Origin of the sequence: Cupriavidus sp. WS (assembly GCF_000395345.1) — a bacterium.
GTDB classification, from domain to species: Bacteria; Pseudomonadota; Gammaproteobacteria; order Burkholderiales; family Burkholderiaceae; genus Cupriavidus; species Cupriavidus basilensis_B.
The window spans coordinates 1-18960 of record NZ_AQPL01000270.1; the positions used below are offsets into that span (position 1 = coordinate 1).

18 protein-coding genes are annotated in these 18960 nt (G+C 69.5%); 3 read left to right on the top strand and 15 right to left on the bottom strand.

Annotated features, from left to right (window positions below):
• Positions 1-1044 (top strand): chaperonin GroEL (gene groEL, locus K206_RS0121810; RefSeq protein ID WP_020204516.1); only part of this gene is annotated, 1044 nt, incomplete at its 5' end.
• A gap of 150 nt (positions 1045-1194) precedes the next feature.
• Here the strand turns inward: groEL and K206_RS0121815 are convergent.
• The 14 genes from K206_RS0121815 to K206_RS0121880 form a co-directional block, all read right to left on the bottom strand.
• Complete coding sequence (locus K206_RS0121815) at positions 1195-1983, bottom strand: metallophosphoesterase (RefSeq protein ID WP_020204517.1); 789 nt, start codon at positions 1981-1983, stop codon at positions 1195-1197.
• Between the two features lie 121 nt (positions 1984-2104).
• The gene (locus K206_RS0121820; protein WP_020204518.1) at positions 2105-2785 is read right to left on the bottom strand and encodes an isoprenylcysteine carboxylmethyltransferase family protein; all 681 of its coding nucleotides are present in this window, start codon (positions 2783-2785) and stop codon (positions 2105-2107) included.
• Positions 2786-2842: 57 nt separating this feature from the next.
• Positions 2843-4306 carry a VWA domain-containing protein gene (locus tag K206_RS0121825; RefSeq protein ID WP_020204519.1) on the bottom strand — a complete coding sequence of 488 codons (1464 nt, stop codon included), beginning with the start codon at positions 4304-4306 and terminating at the stop codon, positions 2843-2845.
• Between the two features lie 34 nt (positions 4307-4340).
• Entirely contained in the window at positions 4341-4979 is a 639-nt protein-coding gene (locus K206_RS0121830) for a TadE family protein (protein WP_020204520.1), read from the bottom strand.
• Positions 4979-5458: a TadE/TadG family type IV pilus assembly protein gene (locus K206_RS0121835; protein WP_020204521.1), complete on the bottom strand. Its 480-nt coding sequence runs from the start codon at positions 5456-5458 to the stop codon at positions 4979-4981. Before K206_RS0121835 ends, K206_RS0121830 begins: the two co-directional genes overlap by 1 nt.
• A gap of 65 nt (positions 5459-5523) precedes the next feature.
• Entirely contained in the window at positions 5524-6480 is a 957-nt protein-coding gene (locus K206_RS0121840; RefSeq protein ID WP_020204522.1) for a type II secretion system F family protein, read from the bottom strand.
• Positions 6481-6511: 31 nt separating this feature from the next.
• A complete protein-coding gene (locus K206_RS0121845; protein WP_020204523.1) occupies positions 6512-7486 on the bottom strand; it encodes a type II secretion system F family protein in 975 nt (324 codons plus the stop codon).
• Between the two features lie 31 nt (positions 7487-7517).
• Positions 7518-8873 carry a CpaF family protein gene (locus K206_RS0121850; protein WP_020204524.1) on the bottom strand — a complete coding sequence of 452 codons (1356 nt, stop codon included), beginning with the start codon at positions 8871-8873 and terminating at the stop codon, positions 7518-7520.
• A gap of 67 nt (positions 8874-8940) precedes the next feature.
• The gene (locus K206_RS0121855; RefSeq protein WP_020204525.1) at positions 8941-10152 is read right to left on the bottom strand and encodes an AAA family ATPase; all 1212 of its coding nucleotides are present in this window, start codon (positions 10150-10152) and stop codon (positions 8941-8943) included.
• Between the two features lie 87 nt (positions 10153-10239).
• The gene (locus K206_RS0121860) at positions 10240-10560 is read right to left on the bottom strand and encodes a hypothetical protein (protein ID WP_020204526.1); all 321 of its coding nucleotides are present in this window, start codon (positions 10558-10560) and stop codon (positions 10240-10242) included.
• Positions 10561-10574: 14 nt separating this feature from the next.
• Entirely contained in the window at positions 10575-12482 is a 1908-nt protein-coding gene (locus K206_RS0121865; RefSeq protein WP_020204527.1) for a type II and III secretion system protein family protein, read from the bottom strand.
• Between the two features lie 68 nt (positions 12483-12550).
• On the bottom strand, positions 12551-13402 hold the full coding sequence (gene cpaB / locus K206_RS0121870; RefSeq protein WP_029043925.1) for a Flp pilus assembly protein CpaB: 852 nt from the start codon (positions 13400-13402) through the stop codon (positions 12551-12553).
• A 148-nt stretch (positions 13403-13550) separates the two neighbouring features.
• Positions 13551-14078, bottom strand: a complete 528-nt coding sequence (locus K206_RS0121875; RefSeq protein ID WP_020204529.1) for a prepilin peptidase — start codon at positions 14076-14078, stop codon at positions 13551-13553.
• A 110-nt stretch (positions 14079-14188) separates the two neighbouring features.
• Positions 14189-14374: a Flp family type IVb pilin gene (locus K206_RS0121880; RefSeq protein ID WP_020204530.1), complete on the bottom strand. Its 186-nt coding sequence runs from the start codon at positions 14372-14374 to the stop codon at positions 14189-14191.
• A 1259-nt stretch (positions 14375-15633) separates the two neighbouring features.
• On the opposite strand from K206_RS0121880, the gene K206_RS0121885 reads away from it, so the two are divergent.
• Positions 15634-16707, top strand: a complete 1074-nt coding sequence (locus K206_RS0121885) for a YjgN family protein (protein WP_020204531.1) — start codon at positions 15634-15636, stop codon at positions 16705-16707.
• A gap of 36 nt (positions 16708-16743) precedes the next feature.
• On the top strand, positions 16744-17892 hold the full coding sequence (locus tag K206_RS0121890) for a M48 family metallopeptidase (RefSeq protein ID WP_020204532.1): 1149 nt from the start codon (positions 16744-16746) through the stop codon (positions 17890-17892).
• Here K206_RS0121890 and K206_RS0121895 read toward each other — a convergent pair.
• Positions 17889-18914 (bottom strand): LysR substrate-binding domain-containing protein, encoded by a 1026-nt coding sequence (locus tag K206_RS0121895; RefSeq protein WP_020204533.1) that lies wholly within the window; start codon positions 18912-18914, stop codon positions 17889-17891. The two genes, K206_RS0121890 and K206_RS0121895, sit on opposite strands and share 4 nt — an antisense overlap.
• Between the last annotated feature and the right edge of the window lie 46 nt (positions 18915-18960).

Below are 18960 nucleotides of genomic sequence, written 5' to 3' on the forward strand. Positions count from 1 at the left end.
TCGCCGTACTTCATCAACAACCCGGAAAAGCAGGTTGTCGCCCTCGACAACCCGTTCGTCCTGCTGTTCGACAAGAAGATCTCGAACATCCGCGACCTGCTGCCGGTGCTGGAACAAGTGGCCAAGTCGGGCCGCCCGCTGCTGATCATCGCTGAAGACGTCGAAGGCGAAGCCCTGGCGACCCTGGTGGTGAACAACATCCGTGGCATCCTGAAGACCGCCGCCGTCAAGGCTCCGGGCTTTGGCGACCGCCGCAAGGCCATGCTGGAAGACATCGCCATCCTGACCGGCGGCGCCGTGATCGCCGAGGAAATCGGCCTGACGCTGGAAAAGGCGACCCTGCAGGAACTGGGTCAAGCCAAGCGCATCGAGATCGGCAAGGAAAACACCATCATCATCGACGGCGCCGGCGACGCAGCCTCGATCGAAGCGCGCGTCAAGCAGATCCGCGCCCAGATCGAAGAAGCGACCTCGGACTACGACCGTGAAAAGCTGCAAGAACGCGTGGCCAAGCTGGCCGGCGGTGTTGCCGTGATCAAGGTCGGCGCAGCCACCGAAGTCGAAATGAAGGAAAAGAAGGCCCGCGTGGAAGATGCACTGCACGCGACCCGCGCAGCCGTGGAAGAAGGCATTGTCCCCGGCGGCGGCGTGGCCCTGCTGCGCGCCCGCGCTGCCATCGCCAACCTGACCGGCGACAACGCCGACCAGAACGCCGGCATCAAGATCGTGCTGCGCGCGATGGAAGAGCCGCTGCGCCAGATCGTCCTGAACGCCGGCGAAGAAGCCTCGGTCGTGGTGGCCAAGGTCATCGAAGGCAAGGGCAACTACGGCTACAACGCCGCCACCGGCGAGTACGGTGATCTGGTGGAAATGGGCGTGCTGGACCCGACCAAGGTGACGCGCACTGCGCTGCAGAACGCCGCTTCGGTCGCTTCGCTGATGCTGACCACCGATTGCGCCGTGGCAGAACTGCCGAAGGACGAGTCGGCTCCGGCAATGCCGGGCGGCATGGGTGGCATGGGCGGCATGGACGGCATGATGTAAATCTGCCGGCCCGCCGCGCAGGCAGCCTGCTTTACCCGCATTACCCGCATTACCCGCAGTAGCAAAAAACCCCCGCTGGCGCGAGCCGGCGGGGGTTTTTGTCTTTGGCGGCGGCGTTTTACGTGGATTGGCCCGGACTCGCGCGGACGCTCAGATCTCCACCGTGAAGCACCAGTCGAAGGCGGGGTTCTCCGGCTCGCCGGTCTGGCGGCGCACGTAGCCGCGCGGGTTGCACACCACGCGCGCGCCGTCGAGCCGGTAGTCGAAGCCCGTGTGCGTATGGCCGTGGACCCACAGGTCGGCCTGGGCGACCAGGTCCGGGCGGCGCGAGATGAAGCCGGCCGACACCACGTCGTGCGAATAGCGCGGGTCCAGGCTGCCGAGGTCGGGCGCGTGGTGCGTCACCACCACGGTCTTGCCGCCGAACGGCGCGGCGAGCTGCGCCGCCAGCCAGGCGCTGGCCGACTCGTGCAGTGCCAGCGCGTCGGCCGTGGTGAAGCGCCGCCGCTGGCCGTCGTCCCCGTCGGTCTCGATCAGGCGGTGGTCCACCATGCGGGCCGCGCAGGCCAGCATCGCCTCCTCGCGCCGGCCGGTGCCGAACAGCGCGTAGTCGCTCCACCAGGTCGTGCCGATCACGCGCACCCGCTCGCCGCCGGCGCCGTCGAAGTACGCCACCGCGCCGTTGAGCACATGCACGTTCGCCGAGGCCCGCGCGGCGTCGGTCATGGCGGCGTCGGCCGCGTCGAATGAGCTCTCGTAGTATTCGTGGTTGCCCGGCACGTAGACCACCGGCTGGGCAAAGGCGTCGGCGGCCCAGTCCACGCCGGTGCGGCCGTTGGCGATGTCGCCGGCCAGCACCACCAGGTCGGCGGGGCAGGCGGGCATGGCTGCGGGGAAGTCGTGCTCGAGGTGCAGGTCGCTGAGGATGCGGATCTTCATGCTGTCTCCATGCCGTGCGCGCGCCGGGGCGGGGCGTGCGTATCCGCATGGATTCTTCAGAAAAGGGCGGCCGCGGTCAAGCGCGGCCGCATGCCGGGCCAGCCTGTTTGACGCGCCGCGCTCAGAAGACGCGGGGGATCATGCGGGAGCGCACGTTGCTCTTGTAGCTGCGGTATGCGGGATCGTCGGACAGGAGCTTCTCCTCGCGGATGATCCGGATGCCCTGGAGCAGAAATTGCCCGGCAAACACCAGGAGGTTCTGCATGCCGAAGTTGGCCAGCAGGAAGCCGATGTCGGTCACGAAGTAGCCGAGATAGATCGGGTGCCGCACGAACCGGTAGGCTCCCCTCGAGACGATGCCGCGGTTGGCCGGCAGTATGCCGAACGAATAGCGCAGCGACGCCTTTGCGAAGATCTGCCACCCCAGCCCGGCGATCTGGAGGCCGGCGCCGATCGCCTCCGGCACGACCCGCGTGCCGGGCGCGAGCTGGAAGGCGAGGAAATAGTAGGTGCCGGCAAGCGAGCACAGCACGGCAACGGGATTCCAGTCGCGCCGCGCCGGCGCGCGCACCACCAGCGACAGGCCGAGCGTCAGGCACTCCGCCACCACCATGAGCAGCAGCGTGACGCGGGTCGGGTCGGCCATCCACTGCTTGATCGCAGCGAAGGCGAACATCCCCAGCAGGAAGGCGGTGCTGCCCCGCAGGCAGGCTTCCAGCGCCGCGTCGCGAAGGCGCAGCAGCGGCGGCAGCGGGTCGCGCGCGAGCGCGCGTGCGAGTGGGATGGACTTGCTGTCGATCATGATGCCTCCGGCGTGTCGTGTGTGCTTCGGTGCGCGTCGATGCGCGCTGTGTGCTGCCTATCTGGAGATCCGCAGGATCTCCGACGCCAGTTTCGAGAAGCAGGGCTTCAGGTTGTCGATGGTCTTGGCGTAGCAGTACACGCCGGAGGTCTGGTTCTTGTTGTAGAGCGGCGCGTCGGTGGTGTTGGCCATGTTCTTGAGCAGGCCCTCGTCGAAGCCGCCGTTGCCGTCCAGCCCGAGCGTGAAGATGTAGACGTTGTTGTCGCGCAGGTAGGAGGCCATTTCGATGGGCACGTTGGTGGCCGCGTAGTAGACGTTCTGCGCCGAATAGGCCGACGTGACGGTGTACGGCACGCTGGTGGGGTAGATCGCGTATTGCTGGTCGGCGGCGTTGTGCGCGTTGTACCACTGCGGCATCGCCATCGGCTGCGTCACCGTCGTCGTCACCGTGCCGTTGCGGCGGCCGTTGTTGGTGTCGCCGGTGGTGGTGGTCGTGCTGAGACTGGCGCAGGCGCCGGACATCCTGGTGTTCTGCTGCGAGATGACGTAGAACCCGCTGAGGCTGCTGCCGGGCGAGGTGGCCGTGATGCCGCCCGCGCATACCGTGTTGGTGGGCACCGGCGCGCTGGTCGTGGTGGTGGTCGTGCAGTTGCGGTTGCAGTTGGTGGTGACGGCGGTGGTCGTGACCGTGCCCATCTTGTAGCTGGCCGACAGCGTGTTGGGCTGGCCGTCGGAGAAGAACACCACCACGCGCAGGCTGGAGCGGTTGCTGGTGATGCTGTCGAGCTGCGCGCGCGCCTGGTAGAGCGCCTCGGCGTAGTTGGTGTTGCCGCCGTTGGCCAGATTGCTGATGGTGTTCTGCATGTTGGGGCGGTTGAAGCCCCGGGTGGTGGTGCTGATCGGGATGTCGGACAGGCCGCCCGAGGCGAAATGCACGAGTCCGACGCGGTCCGACGACGGGCTGAACTGGTCGAGGAAGCTGTTGGCGTTGGACTTGACCGTGCTCCACACAGGCGACATCGAACCCGACGCGTCGATCACGAAGATCAGGTCGAGATCCCGGCGGATCGACTGTGCCGTCGCGGCGACCGCCACGTTGTTGAAGCCGAGCACCTTCATCAGCGTGAGCGGCATGGTGGCCGACGCCGAGACGTTGATGGTGACCGCGCCCGAGGTCGGGGTGTCGAACAGCACGCTCGGCGTCGCCATCGCCGGCACGGCCTGCAGGTAGCCGCTCGGGAAGTTGGCGTCGAAGAAATCCTGCGCCGCCTGCCGCGCCGCGGCCGCCTGGTCGGACTGCGTGGTGCCGTTGGTGACGGCGCGGGCCGCCGCGACCGCGGCGGAGTCCACCGCGGCGTTGAGCTTGGCCTTGGTCACGTAGGCCATGCCCGCGTCGACCGCGAGCCCGGCCGCGCCGAGTAGGCCGATCATCGTCATGGCGGCGATCAGGGTGATCTGGCCGCGCTGCCTGCCGGTGCCCGGCGCGCGCGCGGTTCGCAGTGTCGTTGCGGGGCTTCTCATGGCGGCTCCTTGCGTCGTGGTCTCGCGGCGGCAGTCAGAATGACGTGACCGAATACAGGTTGGGGCCGATGTCCGGCATCCTGAGCAATCCGATGGTCAGCCCCTTGAACAGCATGTCGAAGTTGTAGTAGGACTCGACCACGTAGGCGATCTGGCCGTCGGTGAGAAGGCCCGTCATGGCGTTCGCCGTGGGCGACGTGCTGCCGCCGGCGGGCATGCCGCCGCAGCTGCCGTCGTTCTGCCACTGGCCGGTGCCGCCGCCGCAATTCCACACCTTGCTGTCCGGCGCCGAGCCGCCGAGCGACCAGCCCCCGGCCCAGCGGTACTGCTCGAGCACGATGTTGCGCACGGCGCAGTTCGAGCCGCTCTTGTTGCACTCGTTGTCGCCCATGATCTTGGTGATGTAGATCATGCCGCGCTGGCTCATCTTCAGCGGCGGCGTGGTCTGCGCCAGCGCGACCATGATGTCCTGCGGCGTATAGGAGGCGCTGCGCGAGGCGAGGCTGGCGCCCTCGCGCGTCAGGTTGACGAGGATCAGGTTGGCCTGGATGGCGCGCGCGAAGTCGATCACCGGCAGCGTGAGGAAGATGAAGATCGGCAGCAGGATGGCGAACTCGATGCTGGCGATGCCGCGCGCGGCGCGCCTGCGCGGAAGGGGGCGGATGCGGTTCATCAGAAGGCCTCGTTGCGCATGGTGGCGGCCACGCTGAACGTGTACTTGCCGCCCGTGGAGGAGAAGAACGCGGCCACCATCGGCGTGACCAGCGGCCAGGCGCAGTTGACCTGGATCACCACGAGGTCGCCCGCGCCGCCGAACATCGTGTTGCCGCTGGCCTGCGAGCTGCCGTTGACCCAGGTGGTCACGGTCGCGTTCGACATGTCGTAGATGCCCAGCGAGGCGTCGTGGATCCTGGCCAGCACGGCCTGGTAGCGCTGCTGGGCGGCGTTGGCCGGATCGAGGGTGTTCTGGCCGGTGATGGCGAAGCGCGCGCCCTCGCGCACGGCGTTCTGCATGGCGAGGTTGGCGAACATCATCATGCTGAAGTCGATGATGGAGAAGAACACCAGGAAGAACACGGGCGCCACCAGCGCGAATTCGACGGCGCTGGCGCCGCGCTGGCGCAGCCGCCCGAAGATGGCCGAAGGTTGCATGGTAGGTCCTCCTGTCCTGGGTTGTGCCCGCCTGGCGCGCCGTGCCGCCGCGCGGCCTGGGTTGCCTATTGGTTGTTGCCCATCATGAACGGGATCAGCGAGCGGTAGAACTGGATGGCCGGCGAGCCGAGCAGCACCACGAACAGCGACGGCAGGATGAACAGCGTCAGCGGAAACAGCAGCTTGACGGCGATCTTGGCCGCGCATTCCTCGGCGCGCTGGCGCCGCTTGGTGCGCAGCGTGTCGGCATGCACGCGCAGCGAGTCGGCCACGCTGGTGCCGAAGCGGTCGGCCTGGATCAGCATGCTGACCAGCATGTCGATGTCCTCCACGCCGGTGCGCAGCGCGAAGTTGCGCAGGGCCTTTTCGCGCGACAGGCCGGCGCGCAGTTCCAGCACCAGCAGCTCGAGCTCTTCGCCGAGGGCGCTGTTCTCGCCGCGGAATTCCTCGACGACCTTGAGCAGCGCGGCGTCGAGCGCCAGCCCGGCCTCGACGCAGACCGTGATCAGGTCGAGCGTGTCGGGGAACGCTTCGAAGATCGCCTGCTTGCGCACGCGGATGCGCCGGCGTAGGACCAGGTCCGGCAGGTAGAAGCCGGCGATGGCGGCGGCCAGCAGCGCCGCCGGCAGCAGGCGCGGGTTGTCCTCGCTGACCACGCCGCGCGTGAGCAGCAGCACCAGCAGCGGGAATGCCACCGCCAGCACGGTCTTGGCGGCGAAGTAGACCGCGATCGCCGACGGGCTGCGCCAGCCCGCATTCATGAAACGGATGCGGATGGTGGAGGATTCCCAGCCTTCCTTGGGCAGGGCGAGCCTGGCCAGCGGCCTGGACAGCCGTTCCAGCTTGCGCATCCAGTCGTCCTGGAGCACCGAGGGCACGCTGTCCGCGCCCGCGGCCGACTTGCTCACCTGCGAGATGCGGCGCCGCAGGATGTCGGGCTGGAACAGCATCATGGCGGCCAGCGTCACGCCGAACGCCACCACGAAGGCGAGGATCAGGATCAGGATTTGCTCGATTGGCATGATGTGTCTCTCCCGGTTCTTCTGGCGGCGGCTACATGTGGATGCGCACGATCTTGCGCATCCACAGCAGGCCCAGCAGCATCAGCAGCACGGCATATCCCACGATCCACGGCCCGATGGGATCGTTGGCGAGCGGATCCAGGAACGTGGGGTTGAGCAGGTACATGGCCCCGGCCAGCGCGAACGGCAGCACGGCCAGGATGATTCCGGAGAAGCGCCCTTCGGCCGAGAGCACCCGCACCTGCCCCAGCAGCTTCATGCGCTCGCGGATGATGCGGGCGACGTTGCCGAGAATCTCCGCCAGGTTGCCGCCAGACTCGCGCTGGATCAGCACGGCGATCACCAGGTAGCGCAGGTCCGGCAGCGGGGCGCGCGCGGCCATGTTGTTGAGCGCGTCGTGCATGGACGCGCCGAAGTTCAGCTCGTCGAAGGTCAGGCGGAACTCCGCGCCCAGCGGATCGGGCAGCTCGTCGCCGGCCATGTCCAGCGCGCTGGAGAAAGAGTGCCCGGCGCGCAGCGCGCGGCTGATCAGGTCGGCGCCTTCCGGAAGCTGCGTCTCGATCAGCTGGAGGCGGCGACTGCGGCGCCGGAGCACAAACCAGAGCGGCGCCGCCGTCGAGCACAGGGCGGCGATGCCCACCGCCGGGGCGGGAAGGCCCATCAGCATGCCGAACGCGCAGATCGCCAGCGCGGGCAGCAGGTTGAAGCAGAGAAACGTCGACACCGTCCAGTTGAGCCCCGACTGCATCAGCAGCCGGTCGAGCGCGTGGATGCGCGGCAGCAGGCGCAGCAGGCTGGCGAACGACGCCGAGCTGCTCAGGGCGCGCTCCTTCATGATGGACGACGACTGCTCCTGCCAGCCGGCCTGGACCGCCGCGCGCACGCGGCGCCCCAGGCGCCGCGCGCCGGCGCTGTGCTTGCTCTGCCACCACTGGTAGCCGGCCACCACCGCCAGCACGATGGCGATGAAGAGCGAGAGGCCGAAGGCCGCGAAGGTCTGGTTCATGGCGTGATCTCCTGGACGGTGCGCGCGCGGCTCATACCTCGAAGCGCATCGAGGGCTCGAACAGCCGTTCCGGCACGTTCACGCCAAAGGCCTGCAGGCGCTCGCAGAAGTGCGGCCGCACGCCGGTGGCGCAGAAGTGTCCCTTCACGCGGCCCTCGGCGTCCACGCCGGTGCGCTTGAAGGTGAAGATCTCCTGCATGTTGACCACGTCGCTCTCCATGCCGGTGATCTCCTGCACGCTCATCAGCTTGCGGCGGCCGTCGGTCAGGCGCGAGACCTGCAGCATCACGGTGATGGCCGAGGTGATCTGCTGGCGCATGGTGCGCGGCGGCAGCGACAGGCCCGCCATGCTGATCATGTTCTCGAGCCGGGTCAGCGCGTCGCGCGGGGTGTTGGCGTGGATGGTGGCGAGCGAGCCTTCGTGGCCGGTGTTCATCGCGTGCAGCATGTCGAGCGCCTCGGCGCCGCGCACTTCGCCGAGGATGATGCGGTCGGGGCGCATGCGCAGCGCGTTCTTCACCAGCGCGCGCTGGGTGATCTCGCCGCGGCCTTCGATGTTGGGCGGGCGCGTCTCCAGGCGCAGCACGTGGTTCTGGCGCATCTGGAGTTCGGCCGCGTCCTCGATGGTGACGATGCGCTCGCTGGCCGGGATGAAGCCCGACAGGATGTTGAGCATGGTGGTCTTGCCGCTGCCGGTGCCGCCCGAGATCAGGATGTTCAGCTTGGCCTTGACCATCGCCTCGATCAACTGCGCCATCGGCGGCGTGAGCGTCTGCAGCTCCACCAGGTCCTTGACCATCAGCGGATTGACCGAGAAGCGCCGGATCGAGAGCAGCGGGCCGTCCACCGCCGAGGGCGGGATGATGGCGTTGACGCGCGAGCCGTCGGGCAGGCGCGCGTCCACCATCGGGCTCGACTCGTCGATGCGCCGGCCCACGCGCGACACCATCTTGTCGATGACCTTCATCAGGTGCGCGTCGTCGCGGAAGGTCACGTCGGTCAGCTCGAGCTTGCCGCGCCGCTCCACGTAGACCTGCCTGAAGGTGTTGACCAGGATGTCGGAGACGGTCGGGTCGGTCAGCAGCGGCTCGAGCGGGCCGAAGCCGAGCATCTCGTCGCGCACGTCCGACACCAGGCGCTTGCGCTCGCTCTCGTTGATCGGGATGTTGCGCTCGTCGATGATGCGCTCGACCAGCAGGGCCAGCTCGCGGCGCACCTGATCGGGCGCGAGGCGCTGCAGCTTTTCCAGTTCCACGCGCTCGATGATGGCCTCGTGGATTTCCATCTTGAGCTGCTGGTAGGCGGCGTTCGCGGTGGGGGCGGCGGGGCCGACGCGCTCGGCCACCGTTTCGCCGGCCTTCTCGTAGAGTTGTTCGCGCAGTGACATCTCGTTTCTCCGTGGCGCGTCGCGCGCCGGTATCTGGGTTGCCGGGGCGGCCGTCGCCGCGATCCGTTCAGGCGTGCCGCTCCACCGGCATGGCCTGCCCGGCGCGTTCCCTGCCGTGGCCGAGCAGCTTGCGCAGCAGGCCGTCCTCCTGCTTCGCGGTGTCCGGGAACACCGCGTCCACCATCTGCGCCAGCGCGCGCGCGATCGGGCTGCGCTCGGCGAGCTGCAGCACCGGCACGCCCTGGTTGCTGGCGTCGCGGGCCGGTTTGAGGTCGGACGGCAGGATGTGCGCGACCTTGCCGCCCAGCGTTTCTTCCAGCGTGCGCACGCTCACCGGCGAGTGCTTCTCGAACTCGTTGATCACCAGGTGCAGGCGGTCGGCGGGGTAGCCCAGCGAGCGGAAGATCTCCATCAGGCCGCGGCCCGCGCGCAGGTAGGGCAGGCTCAGCTGCAGCACCGGGTAGATGGTGTCGCTGTGGTCCAGCACCATGATCGAGGACGGGTTGATGTCCTGGCCGATGTCGAAGAGGATCACGTCGTAGGCCGGGCGCACCAGGTCGAGGATGTTCTCCAGGTGGGCGGACTTGATGTCGCCCGCCTTGACCGGATCGCCCGCGCCGGCGATCACGTCGAAGTTCGGGTGCGCATGCGTGATGCAGGCATCGAGCAGCGCCAGGTCGAGGCGCTCGACCTGCTGGCAGATGTCCGCGAGCGTGGCCGGCGGCGCCTTGTCCGTGACCAGGAAGGCGCCGTCGCCGAACTGCTGCACCAGGTCCACCAGCAGCACGCGCTTGCCGCGCCGCGCGGCGATGGCGTAGCCGAAGTTGGCGGCGACGAAGGTGGTGCCGCTGCCGCCCTTGCAGGAGGCAAAGGTGAAGGTGCGCGCCTCGGCGTGGCTGCCGTTGAGCGGCTTGACCGCGAGCCGCTCCAGTTCCCCGTTGAACTCGCGCGGGTCCAGCGGCCAGCGCAGCACGCTGCGGATGCCCATGCGCATGGCGCGCATCAGCAGCTCGGCCGACGGCGACGGCGTGACCAGGATGCAGGGCACGTCGCCGGGCTCCGGGAAGCGCTGGCGCAGGCGTTCCAGCACGTCGGCGCTGAAGTCGTCGGCCTGCAGGATCAGGAAGTCGGAGGGATGGATCAGCCCGGCCATGCCGAGTGCCTTCTCCGGGTCGGCGCAGACCAGCTGCAACTGCCTTTGCGTGGCGGCCTGGCCGGCCATCGAAGACATCTGCCGCGCCCGCGCCTCGTCGGCCGAGACCAGAATGAGCTTTGCCATCACTGTTTCTCCCAGATTGTGTTGTGCCTGGCGGCCCGCGGCGGCGTTGCAGCGGGCCGCCGCATGTCACCGCGTGCCGCCATCGGGTCAGGGCGCCGACGACGCGGACGAAGTGCCGACGCCGATCGCGTACGCATTCGTGTCCGCGGGCGGATTGCGGAACGACGTGTTGTAGCGGTCCATCGCGAAGGTGGCGCTGCGCGCGTCGACGCCGGTGACGGGGTCCGCGTTCAGCGAGGCATCGGGATTGAGCGTCTGCATGGCGCGCACGATGCGCACGGCTTCGCCGAAGTGGGCGTCGTACACCGGCGTGGTGGTCATGCAGCCGGCCAGTCCGGCGGCCGCGCCCGCGGCGGCGGCGGCCAGGGCGAGCCGCGCGCAGCGGGCGGCGAGTGTGCGGATGTCCATGATGTTTCCCCTGTTCATTGCGCGGCATCGGCAGGCGTTGCCGTGCCGGCGATGGTCGGCGCCGGCGCGGCCGCGTCGGCGCTGTCGCGCGGGCCCGCCATCGGGTCCTTGCTGGTGGTGGGCGCGGCCGGGGCGGGCGCCATCGGCGCGGCCGGCGCGCTGACCGGCGCCGGCAGCGGCGCGCCGGCGGGCGCTCTCGGCGGCATGACCACGTCCGGATGGCCTTCCATGTTGCCGTTGATGAAGACCTCGCCCGGGGTGGGCCTGCCGAAGGAGTCGGTCGGCATCGGGTAGTTGGCCGGCAGCGGCTTGACCAGGCGCGGCGTGACCACGAACAGCAGCTCGCTCTTGTCCTGCTGGAAGTTGGTGCTGCGGAACAGGTTGCCGAGGATCGGCAGTTCGCCGGCGCCCGGCAGGGCCTTGAGGCTGCCCGTGACGTTGCTCTTGATCAGGCCGCCGATGGCGAAGCTCTGCCCGTCCATCACCTGCAGCGTGGTGGACGCGCGGCGCGTGGTGATCAGCGGCAGGATGGTGCTGCCGCTCAGGTTGGGCGCCGAGAGCGCGACGCCGGTGGGCGACAGCTCGGACACCTCCGGCGCCACCTTCAGGTTGATGCGGCCGTTGGCCAGCACCGTCGGCGTGAAGCGCAGGCCGACGCCGAAGGTTTCTTCCTGCAGCGTGATGGTGGTGCCGCCCGCGCTGGAGGCCTGCGGCACCGGGATGAAGACCTTGCCGCCGGCCAGGAAGCTCGCCTCCTGCCCGCTGATCGCCATCAGGTTGGGCTCGGCCAGCACCTTGACCAGGCTGTCGCCCTTCTGCGCGTCGATCTGGAAGTTGAACGGCAGGTTGTTGTGCTTGATGCCGGTGATCACGCCCGCGCCGCCCGAGAGGAAGTTGGCCAGCAGGCCGAAGCTCCAGCTGCCGAAGGCGCCGTTGAGGTTGGACGCGGCGCCGAGCTGGTCGATCAGCGTCTTGGACACCTCGGCCACCTTCACTTCGAGCATCACCTGCTGCGGCGAATCCACCGTCATCATGTTGATGATGCGCTGGCTGCGCAGCGGCTGCCCGCCGGCGTTGCCGGTGCCGGCCATGCCCATGCCCATGCCGCCCATCGGCATGCCGTTCATGGCCAGCATGGGCTGGCCGGGCGCGCCGAACCCTTGCGGAGGCGCCTGCAGCGGCCCGCGCGTCTGGCGCACGACAAAGGCGTTGGCGATGTCGATCACCATCTGGGCCACGGTGGAGTCCGGCACGTTGCCGGTCAGCACCAGGCTGTCGGCGGCGGCGGACACGCGCACGCCGCGCGCGCCGGGCAGCAGGTCGTGCAGGGTCGACTGCAGGCCGCCGGGGTCGGCGCCGACCGTCACGTCGATGACCGTGCAGTTGCCGCTCTTGCCTTGCACGATCATGTTGGTGGTGCCGACATCCAGGCCGAGCAGATAGAGCGTCTGCGGCGACACCAGCATGGCCTGCACCACGCCGGGATTGCCCAGCGTGCGCGTGCGCACCGGCTCGGGCAGCGGCAGCATGCGCGACTTGCCCACCGGCACCGCGATCTGCTGCGGCTCGCGCGCCGCGCCCATGCAATTGGGCCCGCGGCTGACGCCGGCATCGCTCGGCGGCGGCGGTACGCTGGCCGCGCCGATGGTGAGCTGGATCGGACCGTTGGCGGCGAGCTTCATCGCCTGCGGCGCAGTTTGTGCTGCGGGCGCGGCCTGTGCCTGGGCGGCGCCCGCCGCGCCCGCATTCCCCGTCGCGCCGGCGGTGCCGGCGGCCGCGGCATCGGCGGCCCGGGCCTGCTCGCTGCCCAGCCAGACGCAGGTCATCGACAGCACGGCGAGCGCGGTCAGGTTCAGGCGTGAGGGGCCGTTGCGCGGCGCGCGGCCGCGCGGGCTGCCCTCCTGGGTATGGTGTCGGTCCATTTGATTTTCCCCCCGGTTGTTGACCCCAGTGGCTGGGGCCGGCATCTGGCGTCGTCGGCGTCCGTGCCTTAGAAGCATTCCTGGTTTTGCTGCATGCCGCTGATCACGCCCACGCAGTTGCTGGCGATCTTCTTCTCGGTCAGCCGCTGCACGACCTGTATCACCTTGGCCACCGGCGCCGGGGCCACCGCGGCCTTGAGCACGGGCTCGTTGAGCAGGCTGCGCTTGGTGGCGCCGGCGGTGTCGACCGGGCGCGGGTCGACCTGGTTGCGCAGCACCAGCGAGAGCGTGCCCACGCTGCGCGCCAGGTCGAGCTTCTCGGCTTCTTCCGGCGAGACTTCCAGCGTCACGGCATTGACCACCTTGGGCTTGGTCTCGTCGCGGTTGACCTCCTGCGCGATGGCCAGCACCAGGATCTTCTCGAGCACGATCTTGGAGATCGACTGCTCGTTCTGCGTGGCGCCCTCGCTCCTGGCCTGGTCTTTCTGCGTGTTGACGATGATGTCGACGAAGCTGCCCGGCAGCGCGAAGCCGGCCACGCCCACCACGTCGTTGACGCGCACGGTGATGGCGCGCTTGCCCTCGGCGATCACGGCGGAGAGGCCGCCGCGCGTGCCGATGGGCGTGAGCTTGGATTCGAGGATGGGCTCGCCGCGCATCACGCTGGCCTTGGTCACGCGGCCGTCGATCAGCTTCTGGTCGGTCAGCGCGCCGGGCGGCAGGCTCTCGCGCGGCCAGTCCACGACCTTGACGAACTCGGGCGCGAGCCGCTGGCCGAGGTTGATGTCGGTGCCGGCCACCACCACCTTGGTGACGCTGCCCGAGCTCTGCTGCATCATCCAGCGCGAGGCCAGCACCACCGCCGCCAGCCCGGCCAGCGCCGCCACCAGCAGCATCACGATTGCGCGTACGTTTCTCATTTGATGGTCCTCCCCAGTGTGGATCCAGGCATCGGCGCCGCCGGCGAGGCGCGAGTGCCTCCCCTGGCCCTGGCGCCAGTTCCGTTCATCGTCGTCGTCGTTGTTGTTTTGTCTTTGTCTTTCGTGGCGGGGCCGTGCGCCCGGCTCGTCAGAGCACGCCCGTCATCACCAGCACCACGCCGCCCGCGATCGCCACCGCGTAGGGCAGGCGGGCCGCCGTGGTCAGCTTGTCCCTGCCGGCCAGATTGGCCCGCAGGCCGAGCGGCAGCCACAGCAGGCGCGTGCCGATCCCGGACAATGTCTTTCTCACCCGCTTGTGCATCAGCATGACGGCCAGCGCGAGCAGCCCTCCCACGGCGAAGCTCGCGATGGCGATCTCCAGCGCCGCCTGCGGTCCGGCGAAGGCGCCGATGCCGGCCATCAGCTTGGCATCGCCGGCGCCCACGGCGCCGAGCAGGTACAGCGCCAGGTAGGGCGCGAATCCGGCCAGCGCGCCGGTCAGCCAGGCCTGGGCGCCCTGGCCTGGCCCGTGCAAGGTCATCTGCAGCGCCAGCGCCAGCAGGAGTCCGGCCGCGACCAGCCAGTTGGGGATACGGTGGCTGCGCATGTCGCTGGCGGCGGCAAGTCCGGCCAGGGCGAGCAGGTATCCGCTGGTAAGAGGGTCAAAGGTACTCATGGCATCCTCGTTGCATGAAGCGCGTGACGGCGTGATACCGAGGCATTCGCGGGCAGGCAGCGCGCGGCCCGGTCGGATTCGGATCCGGCCGGGACGCGCGGGCGGCAGGCTCAGGCGGCCGCCGTCGTCAGCGCCGCCTGGATCTTCGACCAGATGCTGCCGACCGCGGTGGCCAGGGCCGGGCCCGACACGATCATGACCAGCGCCACGAACGCCAGCAGCAGCGCATATTCCACGCCGGCAGCCCCGTCTTCTTCACGCGCAAAACGCTTGATGCCTTCGAACATGGTGTTCATGTCCTTCTCCTTTACGTCATGGTTCAAGGGGAAAAAGCGCCCGCTGAGAGTCGGGCACAAGATTCGGCCGGTGGTGCCGGCCGTGGCCAAGCCAGGGGGATTCCTCGATGACGCGTGCGCGGTGGCGCAGCAGCGATGCAAGCATCGCCGCCTCCCCGTGGCGCTACGCGACAAGGCGGGCCTCCCGGCTCCACCAGTCTTCAGGGAACCGTGTGGCTGGGTGCCAGCCGCGGGTCCTCACCCGGCGCGGTCGCCGCTTGCTGCGGCTTGTTGCGCTGGTAGGTGCCGCGAACCGGTTCTGACCTCCCTCAGGAACCGGTCCGCGCCTGAAAGTGCTGCAAGACTGCCTGTGATCGCCGCCGCGGCGCGTTGCTCGTCGCCGCTGCGGCGTGGGCCGTGGAAACAAAGATTGCGCCGGCCCGCCGCCAAACCTCCCCGCGAAACGGCTGCCCTGTCACGGCAACCGCTTCACCCCCGTTTTCAATGCTTTGTCGTGATGCCGGGGCTGCCGGATTGCACCGGCTTGGCCCTGGCATCCTTGGCGTACCGTGTTGTGTTGTTCCCGGTCGCTCTGGTCTTTGTAACGGGCATAAGAGCGACGAACATGCCAGTGAACTTAAGTGATTGATTTGATTGGTGATGTTTTTGAGCTACTTGTAACTTGACGCGGTTCTTGTAACAGGATGTTTCCCTGGTGTTACTGTGGCGCGGTGCTGTCGTGCCCGGCCGGATCGCGCGGGCCGGCCGCGTAGTGGCGTGACCGGCGCCTGGCGGCGCGATCAAGTGCATGACAAGGCGCGCTCGTCGTGTTTTCAGGCAAAATCGTGCCCGGCGGGGTCGGGTAAGCGCGCAGGCGCATCCGGGTGGTGGAGCAGCCGCCGCACCGTCGCGCAAATGGTTTCATGCGCGATACGGCGGGGCCCGGAGCGGGCAGCGTGGGCCAGCGCACGCTGCGCCGCGCGCATGCCCGCCGGCGGTGCGGGCAACGCGCGTCCGGATGAGGCCGGCGCCAAAAGCTGTAGCCGCGCTGTAGTCGCGCGGCAGGCCAACGTGGGCCGGCGCACGCCCGGGGCGGCGCTTTCTCGCTCTGTTGGATGAGGCAGGAACTTCTTACAAATCGGCCCGGTGACGGCGATTTTGGTTGCAGTCCTGATACATTGCTCGCCGCCACGATGGCGGTGGGCTATCGTCGCCCGATTTTCCGCCGGCGCATGGGCCTCGACGGGTACCGTTTGCGGCATTCAAGGGAGAAGCCAGCAATGCACGACAGCAATAACGATTTCCCGGTGCCGGCCTCGGCCGCGCCCGCCGCGCAGCCGCATCCGCTGCGGTTCGAGTTCGTCGGCTCGGGCTCGGAGTACTTCCGCATCTGGATCGTCAATGCGCTGCTGACGATCGTCACGCTGGGCATCTACTCGCCCTGGGCCAAGGTGCGCACCATGCAGTACTTCTACCGCAACACGCGGCTCGACAACGCCAGCTTCGACTATCACGGCCGCCCCACGGCCATCCTCAAGGGCCGGGCCATCGTGTTCGCGCTGGCGGCGGTGTTCCAGCTCGCCGGCCACGTCTCCATGCTGCTGTCGCTGGCGCTGGGCCTCGCGCTGGCGCTGGTGTTCCCGCTGCTGCTGGTGCGCTCGCTGCGCTTTCGCATGGCGAACTCCAGCTACCGCGGCCTGCGCTTCGCCTTCACCGGCGGCGACGCCGAGGCCTACAAGGTGTTCCTGCTGTGGCCCGCGCTCGCGGTGCTCACGCTCTATGCGCTGGCGCCGCTGGCGCACCAGCGCTTCAAGCGCTACCAGCACAACCACACGCGCTTCGGCACGGCGCCGTTCGCCATCGATGCCGCCGCGGGCGGCTTCTACGGCGTGTACCTGCGCGCCTTCGGCATGATGGTGGCGGTGGGCGTGCTCGCCGCGGTCGTCGTCGGCGTGCTCGGCCATGCCCTCGGCGGCAGCGCGGGCGGCGCGGCGATGGCCTTCCTGGCGGCGGTGGCGGGTTTCTACGTGGCGCTGCTGTCGATCGGGCCGTTCTTCATGGCGCGCCTGCAGAACCTGGTGTGGAACCACACCACGCTGGCGCCGCATGCGTTCCGCAGCGAGGTCAGGGCCGGGCGGCTGTTCTTCATCTTCTTCACCAACCTGATCGCCACCGTGTTCACGCTGGGCCTGTTCATGCCGTTCGCCAAGGTGCGCTCGACGCGCTACCGGGTCGAGAGCATGACCATGCTGGCAGCGGCGCCGCTGGATGCCTTCGTGGCCGGCGAAACCCAGCAGGTCGGCGCGCTCGGCGACGCGGCGGTGGACTGGTACGACATCGACATCGCGCTGTGAGCCCGCCGTGAGCCTTGCCTTGATCCCGTCCGCCTGATGCCGCATCCCTCCCAGGCCCCGGCCCCGGTCGCCGCCACTTACTACGATGGCCGCTCGTCGCGCGCGCACGCGGCCAGCTTGTCGGTCGAGGGGCGCGAGGCGGTGCTGCGCGACGGCGGCGGCGCGGTGCTGCGGCGCGCGCCGCTGTCGGCGCTGCGGGTGTCGGAGCGCGTGCGGCGCGCGCCGCGCCTGGTGACGTTCGCCGACGGCGCGTTCTGCGAGATCGCCGACCACGCCGGGCTGGCCGCGCTGCTGGCCGCCAGCGGCCATCGCGAGGGCTGGGTGGCGCGCGCGCAGAACAGCTGGCGGCTGGTGCTGCTGTCGGTGCTCGGGCTGGCGGCGGTGCTGGCGGCCGGCTACGTCGTGGTGCTGCCGTGGGGCGCTGGCGTGGTGGCGCGCCGCGTGCCGCCGGCGCTGGAAGCGCGGCTCGGCGAGGCGACGCTGGCCAGCATCGACGACGGGCTGCTGGCGCCGTCCCGGCTGCCGGCCGCGCAGCAGGAGCGCATCCGCGCGGACTTCGCCGCGCTGCGGCGCCCGCCCGACCCGGGCCACGACTACCGCATCGTGTTCCGCCGCGGCGGCCAGCTTGGCGCCAACGCGCTGGCGCTGCCGGGCGGCACCATCGTCGTCACCGACGAACTGGTGAAGCTGGCCGGCGCCGGCCCGGGCCTGAGCGGCGTGCTGGCCCACGAAGCCGGGCACGTGGCGCAGCGCCACGGATTGCAGCAGGTGCTGCAGGCCTCGGCGGTGGGCGCGCTGGCGGCGTATTTCTTCGGCGACTACTCCAGCGTGCTGGCGGGCGTGCCGGCGACGCTGCTGACGCTGCGCTACTCGCGCGAGCACGAGCGCGCGGCCGATGCCTACGCGGTCGAGGTCATGCGGGACAACCGCCTGCCGGTGTCGGCCTTCGCCGACGTGCTGGAGGCGCTGGAGGCCGCGCACAGGCAGGAGGAGGCGGCGGCGCCGGCGGCCAGCGGCGACGCCTCCGCCGGCGCCGGCGGGCGCGAGACCAAGCGCGAGCGCCGCAGCCGCCGCGCCGCCGAGGACGGCGACAAGGCCGGGGACAACGATTTCTTCTCCACCCATCCGCTCACGCGCGAGCGCATCGAGGCCCTGCGCGCGGCGGCGCGGAACCAGGGCGGCTAGATCCCCGCGGGCCGCACGCTGTCCGGCAGCGACGAAGCCGCCACCTGCGCCTGCAGCCAGGCGTGGAACTGCTGGATGGTCTTCTCGCGCGGATTGGCTTCGCGCCAGATGACCCAGTAGTGCAGGCTGGACGGGATGCGCGCGGTGCCCAGCTGCACCAGCTCGCCGCTGGCGAGATAGTCGCGCGCCAGCTGCAGGCGCGCCGTGGCCGCGCCCTGGCCGGCCACGGCCGATTGCAGCAGCATGCCGGCATCCTGGAAGATCGGTCCGCGCTCGGGCTCGCTGGGCGGCAGGCCGGCCGCTTCCAGCCAGTCGCGCCACGGCCGCAGGGCGAAGCGCAGCATCGGCAGGCGCGGCAGGTCCGCCAGCGTGAAGCCGGGATAGCGCGCCAGCAGCGCCGGGCTGGCCACCGCGACCACGTGGTCCTCGATCAGGTTGTGGCAGGCGAAGCCGGGCAGGTCCACGCGCTGGTGCCAGATGCCCACGTCCACCGCGTAGGGGTCGGGCGGGCTGATCTCGGCGTGCAGCCGCAGGTGCAGGTCCAGCCCCGGCAGCACGTCGCGCAGGCTGGGCAGGCGGCGGATCAGCCAGGCATTGGCGAGATCCGCCATCACGCTCACTTCCAGCCGTATCACCTGCGGCGCGCAGCCGTTGCTGGCCTCGCGCAGGCCGTCCTGCAGCTCGGCCAGGCCGTCGCGGATGCGCTCGGCCAGGCGCGCGCCCACGCTGGTGGGCATCATCAGGTGGGCGGCGCGCTGGAACAGCTTGGTGCCGAGGCTGGCTTCCAGCGCGCGGATATGGTGGCTGATTGCGCTGTGGGTCAGCGACAGCTCCTGCGCCGCGCGCGAGAAGCTGCGGTGCCGGGCCGCGGCCTCCACGGCGCGCAGCGCCTGCAGCGCGGGCAGGTGCGGGGTGGCGCCGGGCGCCGGCGCGCCAGCGGGGCCATCGGCCACGGTGGCGGCGGTGGCCGGGATGGACGGCGGCGCGGCCGGCGGGGCGGGCTTGGGCGTTCGGGAGGTCATTGCCGTCAAATTCTACTCACAATCGCGGCAGGTATCTTTCGTTGGC

What these genes read in the sequence shown, in the direction of transcription:
- K206_RS0121890 (WP_020204532.1), top strand. Translation starts at nt 16,744, where the DNA reads ATGCCGCATCCCTCCCAGGCCCCGGCCCCGGTCGCCGCCACTTACTAC.
- K206_RS0121865 (WP_020204527.1), bottom strand. Translation starts at nt 12,482, where the DNA reads ATGGACCGACACCATACCCAGGAGGGCAGCCCGCGCGGCCGCGCGCCG.
- K206_RS0121835 (WP_020204521.1), bottom strand. Translation starts at nt 5,458, where the DNA reads ATGCAACCTTCGGCCATCTTCGGGCGGCTGCGCCAGCGCGGCGCCAGC.
- K206_RS0121855 (WP_020204525.1), bottom strand. Translation starts at nt 10,152, where the DNA reads ATGGCAAAGCTCATTCTGGTCTCGGCCGACGAGGCGCGGGCGCGGCAG.
- cpaB (WP_029043925.1), bottom strand. Translation starts at nt 13,402, where the DNA reads ATGAGAAACGTACGCGCAATCGTGATGCTGCTGGTGGCGGCGCTGGCC.
- K206_RS0121840 (WP_020204522.1), bottom strand. Translation starts at nt 6,480, where the DNA reads ATGCCAATCGAGCAAATCCTGATCCTGATCCTCGCCTTCGTGGTGGCG.
- K206_RS0121825 (WP_020204519.1), bottom strand. Translation starts at nt 4,306, where the DNA reads ATGAGAAGCCCCGCAACGACACTGCGAACCGCGCGCGCGCCGGGCACC.
- K206_RS0121885 (WP_020204531.1), top strand. Translation starts at nt 15,634, where the DNA reads ATGCACGACAGCAATAACGATTTCCCGGTGCCGGCCTCGGCCGCGCCC.
- K206_RS0121880 (WP_020204530.1), bottom strand. Translation starts at nt 14,374, where the DNA reads ATGAACACCATGTTCGAAGGCATCAAGCGTTTTGCGCGTGAAGAAGAC.
- K206_RS0121845 (WP_020204523.1), bottom strand. Translation starts at nt 7,486, where the DNA reads ATGAACCAGACCTTCGCGGCCTTCGGCCTCTCGCTCTTCATCGCCATC.
- K206_RS0121820 (WP_020204518.1), bottom strand. Translation starts at nt 2,785, where the DNA reads ATGATCGACAGCAAGTCCATCCCACTCGCACGCGCGCTCGCGCGCGAC.
- K206_RS0121830 (WP_020204520.1), bottom strand. Translation starts at nt 4,979, where the DNA reads ATGAACCGCATCCGCCCCCTTCCGCGCAGGCGCGCCGCGCGCGGCATC.
- K206_RS0121875 (WP_020204529.1), bottom strand. Translation starts at nt 14,078, where the DNA reads ATGAGTACCTTTGACCCTCTTACCAGCGGATACCTGCTCGCCCTGGCC.
- K206_RS0121815 (WP_020204517.1), bottom strand. Translation starts at nt 1,983, where the DNA reads ATGAAGATCCGCATCCTCAGCGACCTGCACCTCGAGCACGACTTCCCC.
- K206_RS0121895 (WP_020204533.1), bottom strand. Translation starts at nt 18,914, where the DNA reads ATGACCTCCCGAACGCCCAAGCCCGCCCCGCCGGCCGCGCCGCCGTCC.
- K206_RS0121860 (WP_020204526.1), bottom strand. Translation starts at nt 10,560, where the DNA reads ATGGACATCCGCACACTCGCCGCCCGCTGCGCGCGGCTCGCCCTGGCC.
- K206_RS0121850 (WP_020204524.1), bottom strand. Translation starts at nt 8,873, where the DNA reads ATGTCACTGCGCGAACAACTCTACGAGAAGGCCGGCGAAACGGTGGCC.